7 protein-coding genes and 3 pseudogenes are annotated in these 15,833 nt (G+C 70.5%); 6 read left to right on the plus strand and 4 right to left on the minus strand.

All coding sequences use genetic code 11. From position 1 onward, the window contains the following. Window positions 1-13: 13 nt before the first annotated feature. Window positions 14-6,907, minus strand: a complete 6,894-nt coding sequence (locus tag ACFQJD_RS14345) for a hypothetical protein (protein ID WP_379799125.1) — start codon at window positions 6,905-6,907, stop codon at window positions 14-16. Between the two features lie 211 nt (window positions 6,908-7,118). On the opposite strand from ACFQJD_RS14345, the gene uppS reads away from it, so the two are divergent. Next, the gene (uppS, locus tag ACFQJD_RS14350) at window positions 7,119-8,054 is read left to right on the plus strand and encodes a polyprenyl diphosphate synthase (RefSeq protein ID WP_379799127.1); all 936 of its coding nucleotides are present in this window, start codon (window positions 7,119-7,121) and stop codon (window positions 8,052-8,054) included. 133 nt (window positions 8,055-8,187) lie between these two features. On the opposite strand, the pseudogene ACFQJD_RS14355 reads toward uppS, so the two are convergent. Beyond that, window positions 8,188-8,795, minus strand: a pseudogene (locus ACFQJD_RS14355) (undecaprenyl diphosphate synthase family protein). Window positions 8,796-9,583: 788 nt separating this feature from the next. Between ACFQJD_RS14355 and ACFQJD_RS14360 the strand changes: the two are divergent. The 3 genes and pseudogenes from ACFQJD_RS14360 (at window position 9,584) to ACFQJD_RS14370 (ending at window position 10,652) form a co-directional block, all read left to right on the plus strand. Next, a pseudogene (locus ACFQJD_RS14360) lies at window positions 9,584-10,194 on the plus strand (DUF92 domain-containing protein). 57 nt (window positions 10,195-10,251) lie between these two features. Beyond that, window positions 10,252-10,527, plus strand: a complete 276-nt coding sequence (locus ACFQJD_RS14365) for a GNAT family N-acetyltransferase (protein WP_379799129.1) — start codon at window positions 10,252-10,254, stop codon at window positions 10,525-10,527. Further along, window positions 10,524-10,652, plus strand: coding sequence for a GNAT family N-acetyltransferase (locus tag ACFQJD_RS14370; protein WP_379799131.1), 129 nt, complete (start codon window positions 10,524-10,526; stop codon window positions 10,650-10,652). Before ACFQJD_RS14365 ends, ACFQJD_RS14370 begins: the two co-directional genes overlap by 4 nt. Here ACFQJD_RS14370 and dnaG read toward each other — a convergent pair. Next, window positions 10,649-12,034, minus strand: a pseudogene (dnaG, locus tag ACFQJD_RS14375) (DNA primase DnaG). The gene ACFQJD_RS14370 and the pseudogene dnaG overlap by 4 nt on opposite strands. A 160-nt stretch (window positions 12,035-12,194) precedes the next feature. Here dnaG and ACFQJD_RS14380 point away from each other — a divergent pair. Next, a complete protein-coding gene (locus ACFQJD_RS14380) occupies window positions 12,195-13,904 on the plus strand; it encodes a PGF-CTERM-anchored ABC transporter substrate-binding protein (RefSeq protein ID WP_379799133.1) in 1,710 nt (569 codons plus the stop codon). Between the two features lie 126 nt (window positions 13,905-14,030). After that, window positions 14,031-14,447, plus strand: coding sequence for a DoxX family protein (locus ACFQJD_RS14385; RefSeq protein ID WP_379799135.1), 417 nt, complete (start codon window positions 14,031-14,033; stop codon window positions 14,445-14,447). A gap of 325 nt (window positions 14,448-14,772) precedes the next feature. On the opposite strand, the gene ACFQJD_RS14390 is transcribed toward ACFQJD_RS14385, so the two are convergent. Next, the gene (locus ACFQJD_RS14390) at window positions 14,773-15,822 is read right to left on the minus strand and encodes a hypothetical protein (protein WP_379799137.1); all 1,050 of its coding nucleotides are present in this window, start codon (window positions 15,820-15,822) and stop codon (window positions 14,773-14,775) included. Window positions 15,823-15,833 lie beyond the last annotated feature (11 nt).

The following is a 15,833-nucleotide window of genomic DNA, read 5'->3' on the forward strand; positions in this document are numbered from 1 at the left end:
GACGAGCGACTGATCACCGCCGTCGGGACCCCTCACCGCGAGCGGCGAGCGATCGACGAGGCTGGTCGCGGTGACGCCGAGCGTCGGCGTGACGCTCGTGTCGCCCGACGGGAGTCCCGTCACCGCCAGCGTCGTTCGGTTGTCGTGGACGCCGCCGGGGTTCGTGACGTCGGCGACGGACACCCCGGTGAAGTCGCCGGGCGCGAGCGAGGCGTCGTCGACCGGTTCGGTGAACGTGACCGCGAGCCGGTCGACGGTCCCGTTCCGGTTCGAATCGATCGTCTCCACGGTCACGGCGCGGGGCGGTGCGCTGTCGTTCACGTCGAGCGGCTGGCTCGGGGCCGCGTTGCCGCGGCCGTCGTCGAGCGTCCCGGCCGTGTAGGCGATCCGCGGCGTCGTGCCGCCGCCGGTGACGTTGGCGTCGCCGGCGACGTCGACTTCGACCCGGTCGCCGCTGATCCGGCCGCTCCCCGTCCGCGACAGGTTGACTCGACTCCCGCTCGCGGTGGACGGAACCGTCCAGTCGGCGTCGGTGTAGTTGGCGACCGGTTCCGAGTAGGTGACGTTCACCGCGTCGACCGCGCCGTCGTCGTCGGCGTCGTCGTAGACGGCGTCGGTCGCGACGGGCACCGCGCCGTCGACGACGCGCACCGATCCGAAGGAACTCACCAGTCGGTTGTCCGCGCTGTCGTTCCACTCGTCGGAGAGGTCGCCGGCGAGCGTCGTCGCGCCCGCCGACGTGTTCGCCGTCGCCTGTCCGGCGACGCCGGTGACGTTGACGTACGCCGAGTCCGCCGGGTGGTCGAAGCTGCGCGCCCGACAGGTCGGCCCGCGATCCGTCGGGGAGGACGAGCGCCACGCCGGTGGCGTTCTCGAACTCCGTCGGGCCCAGCGTCTCGCCGTTCGCCGGCGTGACGTACTCGGTGAAGGTGACGTTCACCGCGTCGATCCGGCCGTCGTAGCCGGTCCCGCTCTCGTTGCGCTCGTGGATCGTCAGGTCGACGACCGTCGGTCTGGCGTCGTCGGCGAGCGTGACGTTCGTCCCGTCGGCGGCCTCGTTGGGCGTCGAGGCGGCGTCGGTGACGTCGCTCCCGCTCGACGCGACGTAGGTGAGATTCGGCTGGAGCCCGCCGTTCGCGCCGGTCCGGTTCGGCGCGCCGGTGACGGAGAGCGTGAGCGTCTCGGTGCCCGAGCCGGCCCGCAGGCCGTCGAGCTGGAGGCTCGACAGCCCGTTCGCGTTCCCGTCCCACTCGCCGCCGCCGTACGCGTAGGTGACCGCCTCGGAGAACGTCACCGAGACGTTGTCGACGGTGCCGTCGGCGGTGGCGTCGGTGTAGTTCCCCGAGACGAGGACCGGCCGGGCGTCGTCGGTGACGCTCTCGTCGTCGAGCGTCGCCCGGAGCGCGTTGCCGGCGCTGTCGTTCCACTCGCCGGAGAGGTCACCCGCGACGCCCGTCGCGCCGGCGCTGGTGTTCGCCGACGCCTGGCCGGCGACGCCGGAGACGTTCACCACCGCGTCCGTGCCCGCAGGATCCGAGACGGTCGCCCCCGAGAGGTCGGCCGCCGACCCGTCGGGGAGGACGAGCGCCACGCTCCCCGACGCGTTCGTGAAGCTGGCTTCGGTCGGCGCGCTCCCGTCCGCGGTGTCGACGTACTCGGTGAACGTCACGTTCAGTTCGTCGATCCGGCCGTCGGCGTTCGCGTCCCGGATCGTCAGCTCCGAGACGGTCGGCCGGGCGTCGTCTTCGAGCGTCGCGTTCGTCCCGTCGATCACTTCGTTGGGCGTCGACGCCGTGTCCATCACCGCGTTCCCGCCCGTGGCGTCGTATCCGAGGACGGGGTTACCGCCGCCCGTCGTCCCCGTGACGCCGGCGTTCGCGGACGCCTCCAGCGTGAGCGTCGCGGTGCTCGTACCCGTCCCGCCGGTCACGCCGAAGCCGTCGACGTCGTTCGCGGTGACGTTCCAGTCGCTCGCGTCGAAACCGGTGTAGTCGATCGGCTCGGTGAACGTCAGCGTCGCGTTGTCGACGGTGCCGTCGGCGGTGGCGTCGGTGTAGTTCCCCGAGACCACGAGCGGGGCTGCGCTGTCGTTCGCCGTCAGCGTCTGACTCGGGGCGACGTTGCCCGCGCCGTCGGTGAGGTTGTTCGCACTCGACGCGTAGTCGACCGCGGGCGACGGGCTTCCGCCGGTGGTGTTCGCGTCGCCCGCCACGCCGAGCGTGACGGTCGAGTCGTCGCTCGCGAGGGCCGCGCTCCCCGGTGCGGTGAGGTTGACTGCGCCGGCCGTCGGGAACGACCAGTCGGCGGCCGAGAGCGTCGACGCCGAGACGTTCTCGGAGTAGGTGACGTTCACCGTCTCCACCGTCCCGTCGTGGTTCGTGTCGTTGTACGCCGCGGTCAGCGCGATCGGTGCCGCCCCGTCGGCGGTGTCCGTGAACGTCTCGTCCGCCCCGAGCGCGTTGCCCGCGTCGTCGTACAGCGCGTTCGCGGCGAGGGTCAGGTCGGGCGTCGCGCCCGTCTCGCTCAGGCCGCTGACGCTGACGTTCAGTTCGTCGTCGTCCGCGGTGCCGTTCGTGGCCGTCCCGGTCACGCTCCCGGCGGTCGAGAACGTGGTGCTGTCGAGCGTGCTGTCGGTGTCGTTGATCGCCTCGGTCAGCGTCACGTTGAGCTGGTCGACGCTGCCGTCGGCGTCGGTGTCGGCCGTGACGCTGGTGTTGACGAGCGGGGCCGCCCCGTCGGCGAGCGTGACGCCGGTCCCGTCCGGGGCTTCGTTCGCCGGCGTCGACGTGTCGTTGAGCGTTCCCGACCCGCCCGCGTCGTACGCGACCGTCGGTTCGCCGCCGCTCACCCCGGTGTGGTTGGCCGCGGCCGTCGCGCCGAGGACGAGTCTCGAAGAGCCGGAGCCGCCGGCGGTGATCCCGCCGTCGACCGAGAGCCCGGTGAGCCCGTTCGCGGTGACGTTCCAGTCGTCGGCGTGGAAGCTATCGTAGCCGACGCCCTCCGAGAACGTCACCGAGACGTTGTCGACGGTGCCGTCGGTCGTGTTGTCGTAGTAGGCGCCGGAGAGCGCGACCGGCCGGGCGCTGTCGGTGACGTTCTCGTCGTCGAGCGTCGCCCGGAGCGCGTTGCCGGCGCTGTCGTTCCACTCGCCGGAGAGGTCACCCACGACGTCCGTCGCGCCGGCGGACGTGTTCGCCGTCGCCTGACCGGTGACGCCGGAGACGTTGACGTACGCCGAGTCCGCCGGGTGGTCGAAGCTCGCGCCCGAGAGGTCCGCCGTCGAGCCGTCGGGGAGGACGAGCGCCACGCTCCCCGACGCGTTCGTGAAGTTGGCTTCGGTCGGCGCGCTCCCGTCCGCGGTTCCGACGTACTCGGTGAACGTGACGTTCACCGCGTCGACGGTCCCGTTGTGGTCCGTGTCGCGTATCTCCAGATCCGAGATCGTGGGGCGTGCCGCGTCGGCCAGCGTCGTCGGACCGGTCACGGCGAGTTCGTTCGTCTCCGTGTCGGTCACGCTGTTGGGGCCCGTGGCGTTGTAGGTGATGGCCGGTTCGCTCCCGCCCGTCGTCCCGGTGACGCCCGCCGTGGCGTTCACCGGGAGCGTGAGGACGGCGGTGCCGGACCCGGAGGCGCTCTCGCTCGCGTCGAGTTCGAGGCCGTCGACGCCGTTCGCGGCGAGTTGCCAGTCGGTGACGGCGAAGCCGGCGTACGAGACGGACTCGGAGAGGTTGACCCGGAGTTCGTCGACGGTGCCGTTCCCGTTCGTGTCGGTGTAGTTGCCCGCGAGGACGACCGGAGCGGCGTCGTCGTCGACGGCGAGGGCCGTCGGCGTGGTCGCGTCGTTGCCGGCGTCGTCGGTGACGTTATCGCCGCCCGCGTACCGCACCGTGGGCCGTGTCGAACCCCCGGTCGTGTCGGCGTCGCCGGCAACCGTCAACACGAACGTCGTGTCGTCGGCCGAGAGGGTCGCGCTCGTCACCCCGGCGATGCCGACCGAGCCGTTCTCGGGGAACGACCAGTCGACGGCCGCGGGCGTCGACGCCGAGACGTTCTCGGAGTAGGTGACGTTCACCGTCTCCACCGTCCCGTCGTGGTTCGTGTCGTTGTAGCTCGCGTTCATCGCGTGTGGCCGCGCGCCGTCCGTGGCGTTGGCCGACTCGACGGTCGGCATCGCGTTCGGCGACGTCGCCTGATCCGTCACGTCGCCGTCGTGGATGACCGTCGGCGTCGCCCCCGTGTCGACGCTCGACCCCTCCGCCAGCGTCAGCGTCGTCTGGTTGTCGGCCGGACCGTCGCTGAGTCCGCCGATCGTTCCGGTGAGCCCGTTCGCGGCCCCGATCTGGAAGTCACTGCCGTCGGTCGCTCCGTTCGCAATCGGCTCGGTGAAGGTGACGACGATCCGATCGACGTAGCCGTTCGGATCGGTGTCGTTGGTCCGGAGCGACTCGAAGCGGGGGACCGCGCTGTCGTTGACCGTCAGCGTCTGCCCCGGCGCGAGGTTGCCCGCGGCGTCGCCGACGCTCGTCCCCGAATACTCCACGCCCGGGTTCGTCGGCCCGCCGGTGGTGTCCGGCGCGCCGTCGACGTCTATCCGCACGACGTCGCCGACGACCTGTCCCGAGCCGTTTTTCGTTAGCTCGACCGTCCCCTGGGGACCGATCGTCCAGTCGGCGTTCGCGTAGCTCCCGGCGATCGGTTCCGAGTAGGTGACGTTCACCGCGTCGACCGCGCCGTCGGCGTTGTCGTCCTCGTAGACCGCGGTGTGGGCGTAGGGTGCGGCCCCGTCGCTGGCCGTTACGTCCGTGTCCGGCAGTTCGTTCGTCGTCGCCGCCCGGTCCGCGATGCTCGATCCCGCGTCCGCGACGGTCGGGGTCGCGTTCGTGTCGTAGGTCGATCCCTCGGTGAGGCGCAGGATGGTCCGGTTGTCGCCCGCGGTGTCGCCGCTGGCCGTCGAGTCGATGCTCGCCGCCGTGTCACTCCCGCTCAGCGTGAGTTCGCCCCCGGAGACGGCCGTCGACACGCCCGTGACCGGTTCGGTGAACGTGACGTTCAGCCGGTCGATGTGTCCGTCGGGGACCGTGTCGTTCGTCGCGGCCGTGCGGAACCGCGGGGCGGCGCTGTCGTTCGCGACGATTCCGCTCTGGGTCGGCGCGTCGTTGCCGGCGGCGTCGACCACGCCACCGGCCGTCGTCGCGTAGTCGAGCGTCGGGTTGGGATCGCCGCCGGTCGCGTTCGTGGCGGCCGTGACGTCGAGGACGACCGTCGCTCCCGGCGTCCGGTTGACGCTGTCGACCGACGTGACGTCGATCGCACCGGCGCGGCTGACGCTCCACTGGCCGGCCGCGCTGCCGCCGTCGGAGACCGATTCGGAGTAGGTGACGTTGACCCAGTCGACCTGTCCGTCGCCCGTCGGGTCGGTGAAGTTCGCGTTCAGCGCCACCGGGGCCGCGTCGTCGGTGACGCTCTCGTCGTCGAGCGTCGCCCGGAGCGCGTTGCTGTTCGGACTGGTGTCCGTCCACGTCCCCGAGAGGTCGCCCGCGATGTCCGTCTGGCCGGCGGAGGTGTTGGCCGTCGCCTGCCCGCCGACACCGCTGATGTCGAACGTCGTCGCCGGCGCGGCCGTGTCGACGGTGCCGCCGGTCGCCGTGCTCCCGTCGGGGAGCGTGATCGTCCCGAAGTCGGCGAACGCCGACCCGCCGGTGACCTGTTCGGTGAACGTGACGTTCACGGCGTCGATCAGGGCGTCGCCGTCGGAGTCGGAGACGGCGAGGTCGGCGACGGTCGGCCGCGCCGAGTCGTTCAGCGTGGCGTTCGTCCCGTCGACGGCCTCGTTCGGCGTCGAGGCGGCGTCGACGACGTCGCCGCCGCTTCCCCGGACGTACGTGACGTTCGGCGCGAGGGCGCTGCTGTTCCCGGTCAGCATCGGGTCGGCCGTGGCGGGGAGCGAGAGCGTGCTCCCGGCGTCGACGACGGTCCCCGACCCGTTCAACTGCAGGCCGGTGATGCCGTTGGCGTTTACCGTCCATCCGTTACCGTCGTACGGGGCCGACGACGAGTATCGGACGTCCTCGGAGAACGAGACGTTGATGGCGTCCACCGTCCCGTCGGCGTTCGTGTCCGCGTAACTCCCGCTCCGTACGACCGGTGACGCGCCGTCCGCGGCGGTGACCGTCCCGCCGCTCGTGTTGGCGTTGCCCGCGAGGTCGGCGACGCCGCCGCTTCCCGTCGTCAGCGTCACGTCCGGCGTGACGCCGGTTCCCGAGATCTCGCTCGACAGCGAGAGGTGGACGACGGCGTCGTCCGCCGTGCCGGTGCGAAGACTGCTCGGCGTCGACCCGGCGACGGTGAAGTCGTCGACCGTGACCGTACTGTCGTTGATCGGTTCGGTGAAGGTGACGGTGACGTTGTCGACGGCCCCGTTCGCGTCCGAGTCGTTCGTCGTCGCCGTCCCGATGGCCGGCGCAGTGTAGTCGGCCGTGACAGCGGCGGACGGATCGGTCGAATCGTCGTCGTCGAGGTCCGCCGTCACCGTGGCGTCGTTGCCTTCGGGGACGGTAATGTCGGTCCCGACGGTGAAACTCCCCCAGTAGTCGTCGTCGACGGCGTCGTCCGGACCGGTGCTCCCGTCGTCGTAGACGTTCACGCTGATACTCGTCCCACCCCCGTTCGAGACGGTAACCGTCGCGTTGTCGTAGGTGTAGTTGGTGTTGGTGACCTTGACGTAGACAGTCTCGCCGTCGGTGACGTTCTCCCCCGTGATGTCGGCTCCCTGGGGACTGTCGTGGAGCGAGACGGCGTCGGTCTCTGCCGATGCGATCTGTACGAACATCCCGGCGCTGGCGAGCGCGGACACTGTGAGAAATACTGTCAGTACCGCGGCCAGACACCATCCTTTTGCCCGGTTCATGGATTTCTGTTCGGAGTGGAGGCGAGGGTGCCTCCTCCACCGTTCTTGTCGATGATATGTACTGTGTATGGCATATAAGATTTGGGTCAGCGCTTATCCCGGTGGGGTCGGAAGTGGCGCTCGAACGACCCCGTCGACGTCGCTTCGGATCGGGGGCGCGATACGCTGACGGGTCAAAAGACCCATATCCTCCCGTCGAGACGTCTCGGCTATGCTGCATCGGGCCCGGGAGGGATTCCGGACGGCCTACGAACGCCTCCTCCGTCGAGAGATCGACGACGGCCCGGACCACGTCGCGGTCATTCAGGACGGGAACCGCCGGTACGCCCGCGAACGCGGCGACGCCGCCGCCGACGGCCACCGCGCCGGCGCGGAGACGACCGAACGCGTCCTGGAGTGGTGTGACGACCTCGGCGTCGACGAACTCACGCTCTACGCCTTCTCGACGGAGAACTTCGAACGCCCGCCCGAGGAACGCGAGCACCTGTTCGACCTGCTCGAATCGAAACTGTACGACTTCGCCGACGCCGACCGCGTCCAAGAGAGCGAGGTGTGCATCCGCGCCCTGGGCGACGTGGCGCGCCTCCCCCAGCGGGTACAGGAGGCGGTGCGGTACGCGGAGCGCCGAACCGAGGCGTACGACGGCTTCCATCTGAACGTCGCGCTGGCGTACGGCGGGCGGTCGGAACTGCTCAACGCCGCCCGCGAGGTCGCCGCGGCCGTCGACCAGGGCGACCTCGCGGCCGCCGACATCGACGTCGCCGAGATCGAACGCCGCCTCTACAACCGCCCCGTCCGCGACGTCGACCTCATCATCCGGACCGGCGGCGACGAGCGAACGAGCAACTTCCTCCCGTGGCACGCCAACGGCAACGAGGCGGCCGTCTTCTTCTGTGCGCCGTTCTGGCCCGAGTTCTCGAAGATCGACTTCCTCCGGGGCATCCGTACTTACGAGTCCCGAGAGAAGTCGTGGCGACGCACCCGGACGGAGCGCGCGGTGACGCTCGTCCGCGCGCTCGCCGAGGCGGAGCTCTCGGAAGCGCGGACCGTCGCCGGCCGGCTCCGCAAGCAGCTCCCGAAACAGGGGGCCGAGGAGGTGTCGGCGGAGCTTCGCCGACAGGGTGCCGAGGGCGACGCCGCCGACTGAGGGCTTCGCGACCGCTCACCGTCGCACCGGCGGCGCGATGGGAGTGAGCAAACGCGAACGAAGTGAGCGTTCGCGAACTACGTCGGGGGAGCGCCGAACGGAGTGAGTGCGAGCGCCCGCGATGGGATTCGGCCTACCGGCCGAATCGCCGCTGGCGGTTCTGGTAGTCCAGCACCGCCCGCAGGTAGTCCCGCTCGCGGAAGTCCCGCCAGTTCACGTCGGTGAAGTAGAGTTCGGCGTAGACGGACTGCCAGATCAGGAAATCCGAGAGGCGTTCGGCCCCCGTCTTGATGACCAGGTCCGGTTCGTCCGGGAAGACGAGGCGGTCCTCGATGTCGCCCTCGTCGATGTCGGCCGGGTCGAGCCGGCCGGCGTCGACCCCGTCGGCCAGCGAGCGGACCGCCTCCGCGAACTCGCGTTTCCCGCCGAGGCCGATGCTCACCTGTACGGGCGCGTCGGCGCGTTCGGTGTCGTCGGGCGTTCGCACGGCGACGGGGCGGGGGAGTCCACCGCCCGCAGTTCGCGTTCGAGCGTCGACACCACCGCCGTGTCGAGGACGCTCACCGACACCGTCACGCGGTCCGCGCCGTACTCGAACGCCCAGCCGAGGACGTCGGCGAGCGTCTCGTACGCGCCCTGTTCGAGCAGGTCGCGTTCGGTGAGGACGACGGCGACATGTTCGGGCGGCGCGCCGTCGTGGAAGCGGCGGCGGAGGGCGAGATAGCGGTCGTACAGTCCCACGGACACCGGTCGGCGGCGCTCGAACTTAACGGCACGGCTTCTCTCGCCCGAAACCGGCCATGTCGGGAGCGTTAAGTGGTCGTCGGGGATACCGGAGGGTGTGACGTCCACGCTTCGACGCGCAGGGGGTTCGCGGCCGTCGGGACGCTCTCGCTCGCCGCCCCCGAACTGGGACAGGCAGCGGCGGCCCCTTCGCCGTCGTGGCGATTCTCGCCGCCTTCGTCGTGGACGAGGGGCCGCTGTTCGACCTGTTCGCCCGTCCGCAGGACCGTCGCGACGGCCGGCTCAACGGGCTGGCGGGGTTCTCGCTCGCCGCGACGGGGCTCGCGTTGCTGGCGACCGTCCCCCGGCAGGCGATGCCGCTCTCTATCTACGTGGCGACGGTGTTCATCCTCTCGTACGGCAACCTCGGGGCGCGGCTCGTCGAGGAGCGGAGTTCCGACCCGTTCCGGTCGGCGGCGGGCTTCGCCGGGGGCGCGTTTCTGGCCGCCCTCGGCGGCCAGGCGGCCGTCGTCTCCATGACCGAGGCGGCCGGCCTCGCGTCCGTCGCCGCCGCCCTCCCGACGCTCGCGTTCGTCGCGTCGAGCGGCGCGCTGGTGGCCGCCCTCCTCCGGTCGATGCTCTACGAACGGGACGACCCGCTCGTCCTGCTCACCACCGGCCTCCTGCTCTGGCTCTTCGTCTCCCTGACCGACGGGGTCGCCGCCGTCGAGATCTCGATCGCGCTCGCCGTGACCGCCCTGCTCGGCTCCCTCTCGTACGCGCTCGGAACCGCGTCGGTTCCGGGGATGCTCACGGGCGTCCTCCTCGGTCTCCTCACCATCGTCTTCGGCGGCTTCGGCTGGTTCGCGGTGCTCATCGCCTTCTTCGCCATCGGCGGCCTCTCCTCGAAGTTCAGATACGAACAGAAGCGCGAACGCGGCGTCGCCGAGGACAACGAGGGGGCCCGGGGAGCGGGAACGTCCTCGGCAACGCGGCGGTGGCGCTGGTCGCGGTCGTCGGCTACGCCGCCGGGTCGCACCTCCCCGTCGACCCCCTCCTCTTCCGGTTCGCGTTCACTGGGTCGCTCGCCGCCGCCATGAGCGACACGCTCTCCAGCGAAATCGGCGTCCTCTTCGACCGACCGCGGCTCGTCACGACGTTCGAACGGGTCGCGCCCGGCACCGACGGCGGCGTGACGTGGCAGGGCTACCTCGCGGGCGTCGTCGGTGCCGTCGTCGTCGGCGTCGTCGCCGTCTCCCTGTTCTCCTTCGAATCCCCGCTCCTGGCCGCCGCCGCCATCGTCGTCGGGGGCGTCACCGGGATGACCGTCGACAGCGTCCTCGGGGCGACGCTGGAGGGGGATGGGTCGGCAACCAGGCGGTCAACTTCGCGGGGACGCTCGCCGGCGCGCTCGTGAGCGTCGTCCTCGCCGTCGTCCTATGAGCCGCGTCGAAACGAGCGTCGGGGTGATCGCGTGATCCGCGTCGCGACGACCGACGACGCGGCCGCGCTCTCGCGCCTGCAGGCGTACCTACCGTCGCCCGCGCCCGACCTGCTTCGGGTGGCGCTCTCGACGGGCGACGTCCTGGTCTCCGTCACCGGCGGCGACCCCGTCGGCTACGCCCTCACCGTCCCCGACGACGCGGGCGAAACGATTCACGTCGGCGAACTCGTCGTCGCCCCGACACACCGCCGCGAGGGTCGGGCCGCGGCGCTACTCGACGCGGTCGCACGGGGGCAGATCGGGTGACGCTCACCGTCGAGCCGGACAACGAGGCCGCTATCGCCTGCTACCGCGCCTGTGGCTTCGAGCGCGTCGCGCGGCTGGAGAACTACTTTGAGGACGGCCCGGCGCTGTTTTTCGTCCGCGGCTAGTCGGCTTCGGCCTCCGCCTCGGCGGCCTCGCCGGACGTGAGGTCGCCGGCCGTCCGAACGCGGACGCTGACCGGTTTCTTGACGAACTCGGCCGTCTCCCCCGACGAGCTGGTCGACGCCGCGCTGGGCGGCCACGTCGACGAGCCGCTGGGTCACCTCACCGTCGAGGACGACGGCGTAGGGCACCGTCTCCGCGTCGGCGACGGCGTCGAACGCCTCGTCGACGGCGGCCTCGGCGAGCAGGTCGAAGTCGCCGTCGAGGAGGCGGACGCGCCCCGACGACGCGTCGACGACCGCTCGGACGTGTTCCCGGAGCGTGGCGTCCTCGGCCGCGGAGTCGCCGGTGGCCGTCTCGGCGCTGCGATCCTCGTCCTCGGCAGCGCTCGATCGGGCGACCGGGTCGTCGACGGCGGCCTCCGCGACGGCCGTCGCCTCGGCGGCGCGGGCGTCGTCGGACTCGAAGTCGTCGGTCGCGGCGTCGTCCGCCGTCGGTCCGTCGGCCGACCCCCGCCCGTCGCGGGAGGTGGCGTCCGGTCCCCCGGCGTTGATGCCTTCGCCGCCTCCCGGATGTCGCCGCTCTCCGAGAGCGTGTCGTAGGGCACCTTGCCCCGGAGCGCCGACATCACCTCGTGGCGGGCGAGTTCCTCGACCGACCGCCCCTCGGGCGCGAAGACGACGTAGTCGACGGTGCCGACCTGCGCGAGTTCGCGCAGGATGAGTTCGCCGCCGCGGTCGCCGTCGAGGAAGGCCGTCACGGTGCGGTCGTTCGTGAGCCTCGCCACCGCGTCGGGGACGTTCGTCCCCTCGACGGCGACGGCGTTTTTGATGCCGTAGCGCAGGAGCGTCACCACGTCCGCGCGCCCCTCGACGACGACGATCGCGTCGGAGTCCTCGACGCGCGGTCCCGCCGGGAGGCCGTGGAACTCGGTGATGTCCTCGACGCGGACGCTCTCGCGGACCTCCTCCAGGATCTCCCGGGACTCCATGACGTTGCCGTCGAACGACTCGGCGAGCAGTTCCTTGGCCCGCTCGACGACCTCGCGGCGTTTCGCCTCGCGGACGTCCTCGATGTCGGTCACCTCGACGACCGACTGACACGGGCCGACGCGCGTGATCGTCTCCAGCGAGGCGGCCAGGATCGACGTCTCGACCCGGTCCAAACTGCTCGCGATGGTGATGTGGCCGAACGACTGACCGTTCTCGCTGTCGACCTCGACGTCGATGCGGCCGACTTTCGAGGACTGCTGGAGGTCTCGCAAGTCGAGTTCGTCCCCGAGGAGACCTTCGGTCTGTCCGAAGACGGCCCCGACCACGTCGCTCCGTTCGACGACGCCGTCGGCGGTGATTGATGCGTGAATGAGATATTTCGCGGTGTCGTCCATTGATGAAACCCCCGTTCGGGGTGTGATGATGATAGCGCATGGGCGAACCCATGACCGGGTATTTATACCGGTTCTGCAGGCAAATAGCTGTCGTACCCGCCGTAACTCAACCCTGGTTTCGATAGCCAAATTTAACCTTTCACACTGCCGTCGTTCCTCCATGACTCGTCTCGCGCTCGCCGCGTTGCTCGCGCTCGTCGTCTGCGCGTCGCCGGTGGCGGCGACGTCGAGCCCCAACGATCGGTCGACCGCGGCGGCCGCCGACGTGGAGGGTCCGCCCGCCGCCGACCTCAGCGCCGCCGAATCCACCTGCGACTATCCGGTTACGGAGACCGACGCCACCGGCACGACGGTGACGCTCCCCTCGCCGCCGAACCGAATCGTCACGCTCCAGCCGAGCGCCGCTCAGACCGTCTGGGAGATCGGGGGCAAAGAACAGGTCGTCGGCGTCACCGAGTACGCCGACTACCTCTCGGGCACCGGCGGGCTGACGAAAGTCGGTAGCTGGTCCATCGACACCGAGACGGTCGTCGGCCTGGAACCAGATCTCGTCCTCGCGCCGAACTCCACGCCGCAGCCGACCATCGACACCCTCCGGAGCGCCGGCCTGACCGTCTTTCACTTCGGCGAGGCGGGGTCGCTCACCGACATCTACGACAAGACGGAGCTAACGGGACGTCTCGTCGGCCGGTGTGACGAGGCCGAGAACCGAACCGCGAAGATGCGCGGGCAGGTCGCCCGCATCCGCGAGGCGACGTCGGACGTCGACGAGCCGAGCGTCTACTACTTCGTCGACGGGAACTGGTGGACCGTGAACGACGACACGTTCATCCACATGGTTATCGAGACGGCCGGCGGCCGGAACCTTGGGGCCGACGCCGACCGGAGCTACTACCAGGTCAACCCCGAACAGGTGATCGCCGACGATCCGGAGTGGATCGTCCAGCCCCGCGAGTTCGACCTCACGCGGTTCTCCGGCACCACCGCCGTCTCGCAGGACCAGGTCGTCATATTGAACGAGAACTACATCAGTCAGCCCGCGCCCCGCATCGTGATCCCGATGGTGGAGCTCGTCGAGAAGCTCCACCCCGAGGCGTACCGCGATGCGGGCCTGGGGAGCATCGACACCAGCGGGACCGACGGCGACACCGTCGTCTTCCGCAACGGGTCGCGTCTCTCCGTCCTCCGGGGCGACTTCGCGTATCTCCGCGTCCTCGGCGGCGACTCGAACGCTCCCGTCGTCGACGTGCCGGCGGAGTACACGGACGGCCACGACGCCCCGCTGAAAACCGTCCGGGTGGCCTCGCGCGAACGCGTCCCCGTCTTCACGCTCCTCGTGAACCCCCTCGCCGAGGACGAACGGCCGGCGACCCCCGCGAACGTGACGATGCTGTCGACCTACGAGGTGCAAGACCGGGAACTCCGCGGCGGCGCGACCTCGGCCACCTACACGTTCGACGTCGACGCCGCGACGGTGAACGAGACGCCCGGCGAGACGCTCTCGGTCTACCGCGTCGCCGACGGCGAGTGGCGGGCGATGGAGACGCAGGTCGACCGCACGAACGGGACGGTTCGGCTCACGGCGGAGAGCGACGGCGTGTCGGCCGTCGGCGTCGGCGTGTCCGAGACAGTCGCCGTATCGACGCCGACGAACGGAACGGCCGCGGGAGCGAACGGATCGACGACGGTCGAGATCTCGACGCCGGCGGACACGGCGACGTCGACGCCGACGGACACGCCGACTCCTGCGGGGACGGCGACGCCGACGTCGACTTCTGCCGAGACGCCGGCGCAGGGGCCTGGCTTCGGCGTCCTCGCCGCCGTCCTCTCGCTTCTCGCGACCGCGATCGCGTCGGCGACTCGCCGCTAGAGCGAACTCGGCGAGAGATCCACCGACGGGGTCCGCTCGACGGGCGTCGACGTCGTCAACCGCGTCGAACCTCGTAGCCCGCCGCTTTATCGCCCGTTCGACCGAATCGGATGACGGTGACTCCAGATGGCAATTACCGGAACCGCCGCAGTCGCGTTGCTCGTCGCGCGGGTCTGTTTCGGCGGCGTCCTCGTGTTCACGGGCTTGAATCACTTCACTGACCCCTCGTCGCTCGCCGCCTACGCCGAGTCGAAGGGCGTCCCCGCCCCGAAGTTCGCGGTCTACGCGTCCGGGGTGTTGCTCGTCGCCGGTGGGTTGGCCATCGTCGCGGGCGTCTACGCCGGCGTCGGTGCCCTCCTGAGCGCCGCGTTCTTCCTCGTCGCGACGCCGACGATGCACGACTTCTGGGCCGTCCCCGAAGACCAGCGACAGGACGAGATGAATCAGTTCCTCAAGAACGCCGCGCTGTTCGGCGGCTCGCTCGTCTTCTTCGCCGTGAGCTACCAGTCGTGGGGCTACGCCGCCGGGATCGGCCTGGTCTGAGCGTTCCCCGTTCGGTACGGCAGACCCTCACGGCGACGGAGCCGTTCGGTACGGCAGACCCTCACGGCGACGGAGCCGTTCGGTACGGCAGACCCTCACGGCGACGGAGCCGTTCGGTACGGCAGACCCTCACGGCGACGGGGCCGTTCGGTACGGCAGACCCTCACGGCGACGGAGCCGTTCGGTACGTCAGACCCTCACGGCGACGGAGCCGTTCGGTACGGCAGACCCTCACGGCGACGGGGCCGTTCGGTACGGCAGACCCTCACGGCGACGGGGCCGTTCGGTACGGCAGACCCTCACGGCGACGGAGCCGTTCGGTACGTCAGACCCCGAACCCGGGGCGAACTGCCGCCGCGTCCAGCGGACTCGACGGCAACTCGGGCGGGAGGTCCGGGTCGTTGTAGCCGCCGGGAGCGACGTCGTTCGGTCCGTCCGGGTAGAACAGCGACGCGAGCGCCTGAATCTGCGTGCGCCCCACGCCGAGTTCGAACTGCCCGCCGCCGTAGAGCCGGATCTCCCGCTCCCGGCAGTAGTCGAGCGTCGCGAACAGCGACTCGACGGTGCCGAACCGCGAGGGTTTGACGTTCAGCCACCGCGGTTCGAACGGCAGGGCCTCGACGCTCGCGACGTCCGTGACGGGGGCGTCCCACGAGAGCCGGTCCCGCTCGGCCGCGAGGAGCGCCTCGGTGTCCGCAGTCACCGCCGGGTCCTCCACGACGGCGTCGGGGAACGCCGACAGGACGCGGTCGTAGAGAGCCGGGTCCGCGCTCTGGTCGACGTCCGTTCCCTCGTAGTAGCCTTTCAGGTCGAGGATGCGGACGGCGTCGGTCGCCGCGAGCGCGTCCACGAGGTCGTCGTCCCAGTCGCTCGTCGGGTCGAGTTTGAATTCGAGGCCGGGGTCGCGTTCGAGCAACGTCTCCACGCGGTCCGCGGTCGGCGGGTCGCCGAGGCGCGTGCTCACGACGAACCGGACGGGATCGTACGACCGGCCGAGGACCGCGCCGAGCGTCGTCCCGGCCTGCTTGAGCGCGAGGTCGAGGGCGGCGCTCTCGACGGCCCAGCGCCGGTAGTGGCGCGAACTCTCGCGTTCGGGCGGGGTCGGGAAGAGGGTCGCGTCGTCGAGGGCGGCGGAGAAGTCGGCGAACGTGTACTCGCCCGCGGGGACGAGCGACGGCGCGTCCGCGAGGGCGTCGTGGTCCGTCGCGTCGTAGGTCACGTCCTCGCCTCGCCCCGTCGCGCCCGCCCCGTGGAGTTCGAAGACGGTCGACGCCCGGGTGAATCCGCTCGACGTGTCGCGTTCGAGTCGCGTCCGCGTCTCGCGGTCGATCCGGAGCGACAGGTCGGCGATCCGGTCGAAAGCGCTGTCTGCCATACCGTCCGTTC

The organism is Haloplanus sp. GCM10025708 (assembly GCF_042663985.1).
In the GTDB taxonomy this organism is placed as follows: domain Archaea; phylum Halobacteriota; class Halobacteria; order Halobacteriales; family Haloferacaceae; genus Salinirarus; species Salinirarus marinus.

What these genes read in the sequence shown, in the direction of transcription:
- uppS (WP_379799127.1), top strand. Translation starts at nt 7,119, where the DNA reads ATGCTGCATCGGGCCCGGGAGGGATTCCGGACGGCCTACGAACGCCTC.
- ACFQJD_RS14390 (WP_379799137.1), bottom strand. Translation starts at nt 15,822, where the DNA reads ATGGCAGACAGCGCTTTCGACCGGATCGCCGACCTGTCGCTCCGGATC.
- ACFQJD_RS14385 (WP_379799135.1), top strand. Translation starts at nt 14,031, where the DNA reads ATGGCAATTACCGGAACCGCCGCAGTCGCGTTGCTCGTCGCGCGGGTC.
- ACFQJD_RS14380 (WP_379799133.1), top strand. Translation starts at nt 12,195, where the DNA reads ATGACTCGTCTCGCGCTCGCCGCGTTGCTCGCGCTCGTCGTCTGCGCG.
- ACFQJD_RS14345 (WP_379799125.1), bottom strand. Translation starts at nt 6,907, where the DNA reads ATGAACCGGGCAAAAGGATGGTGTCTGGCCGCGGTACTGACAGTATTT.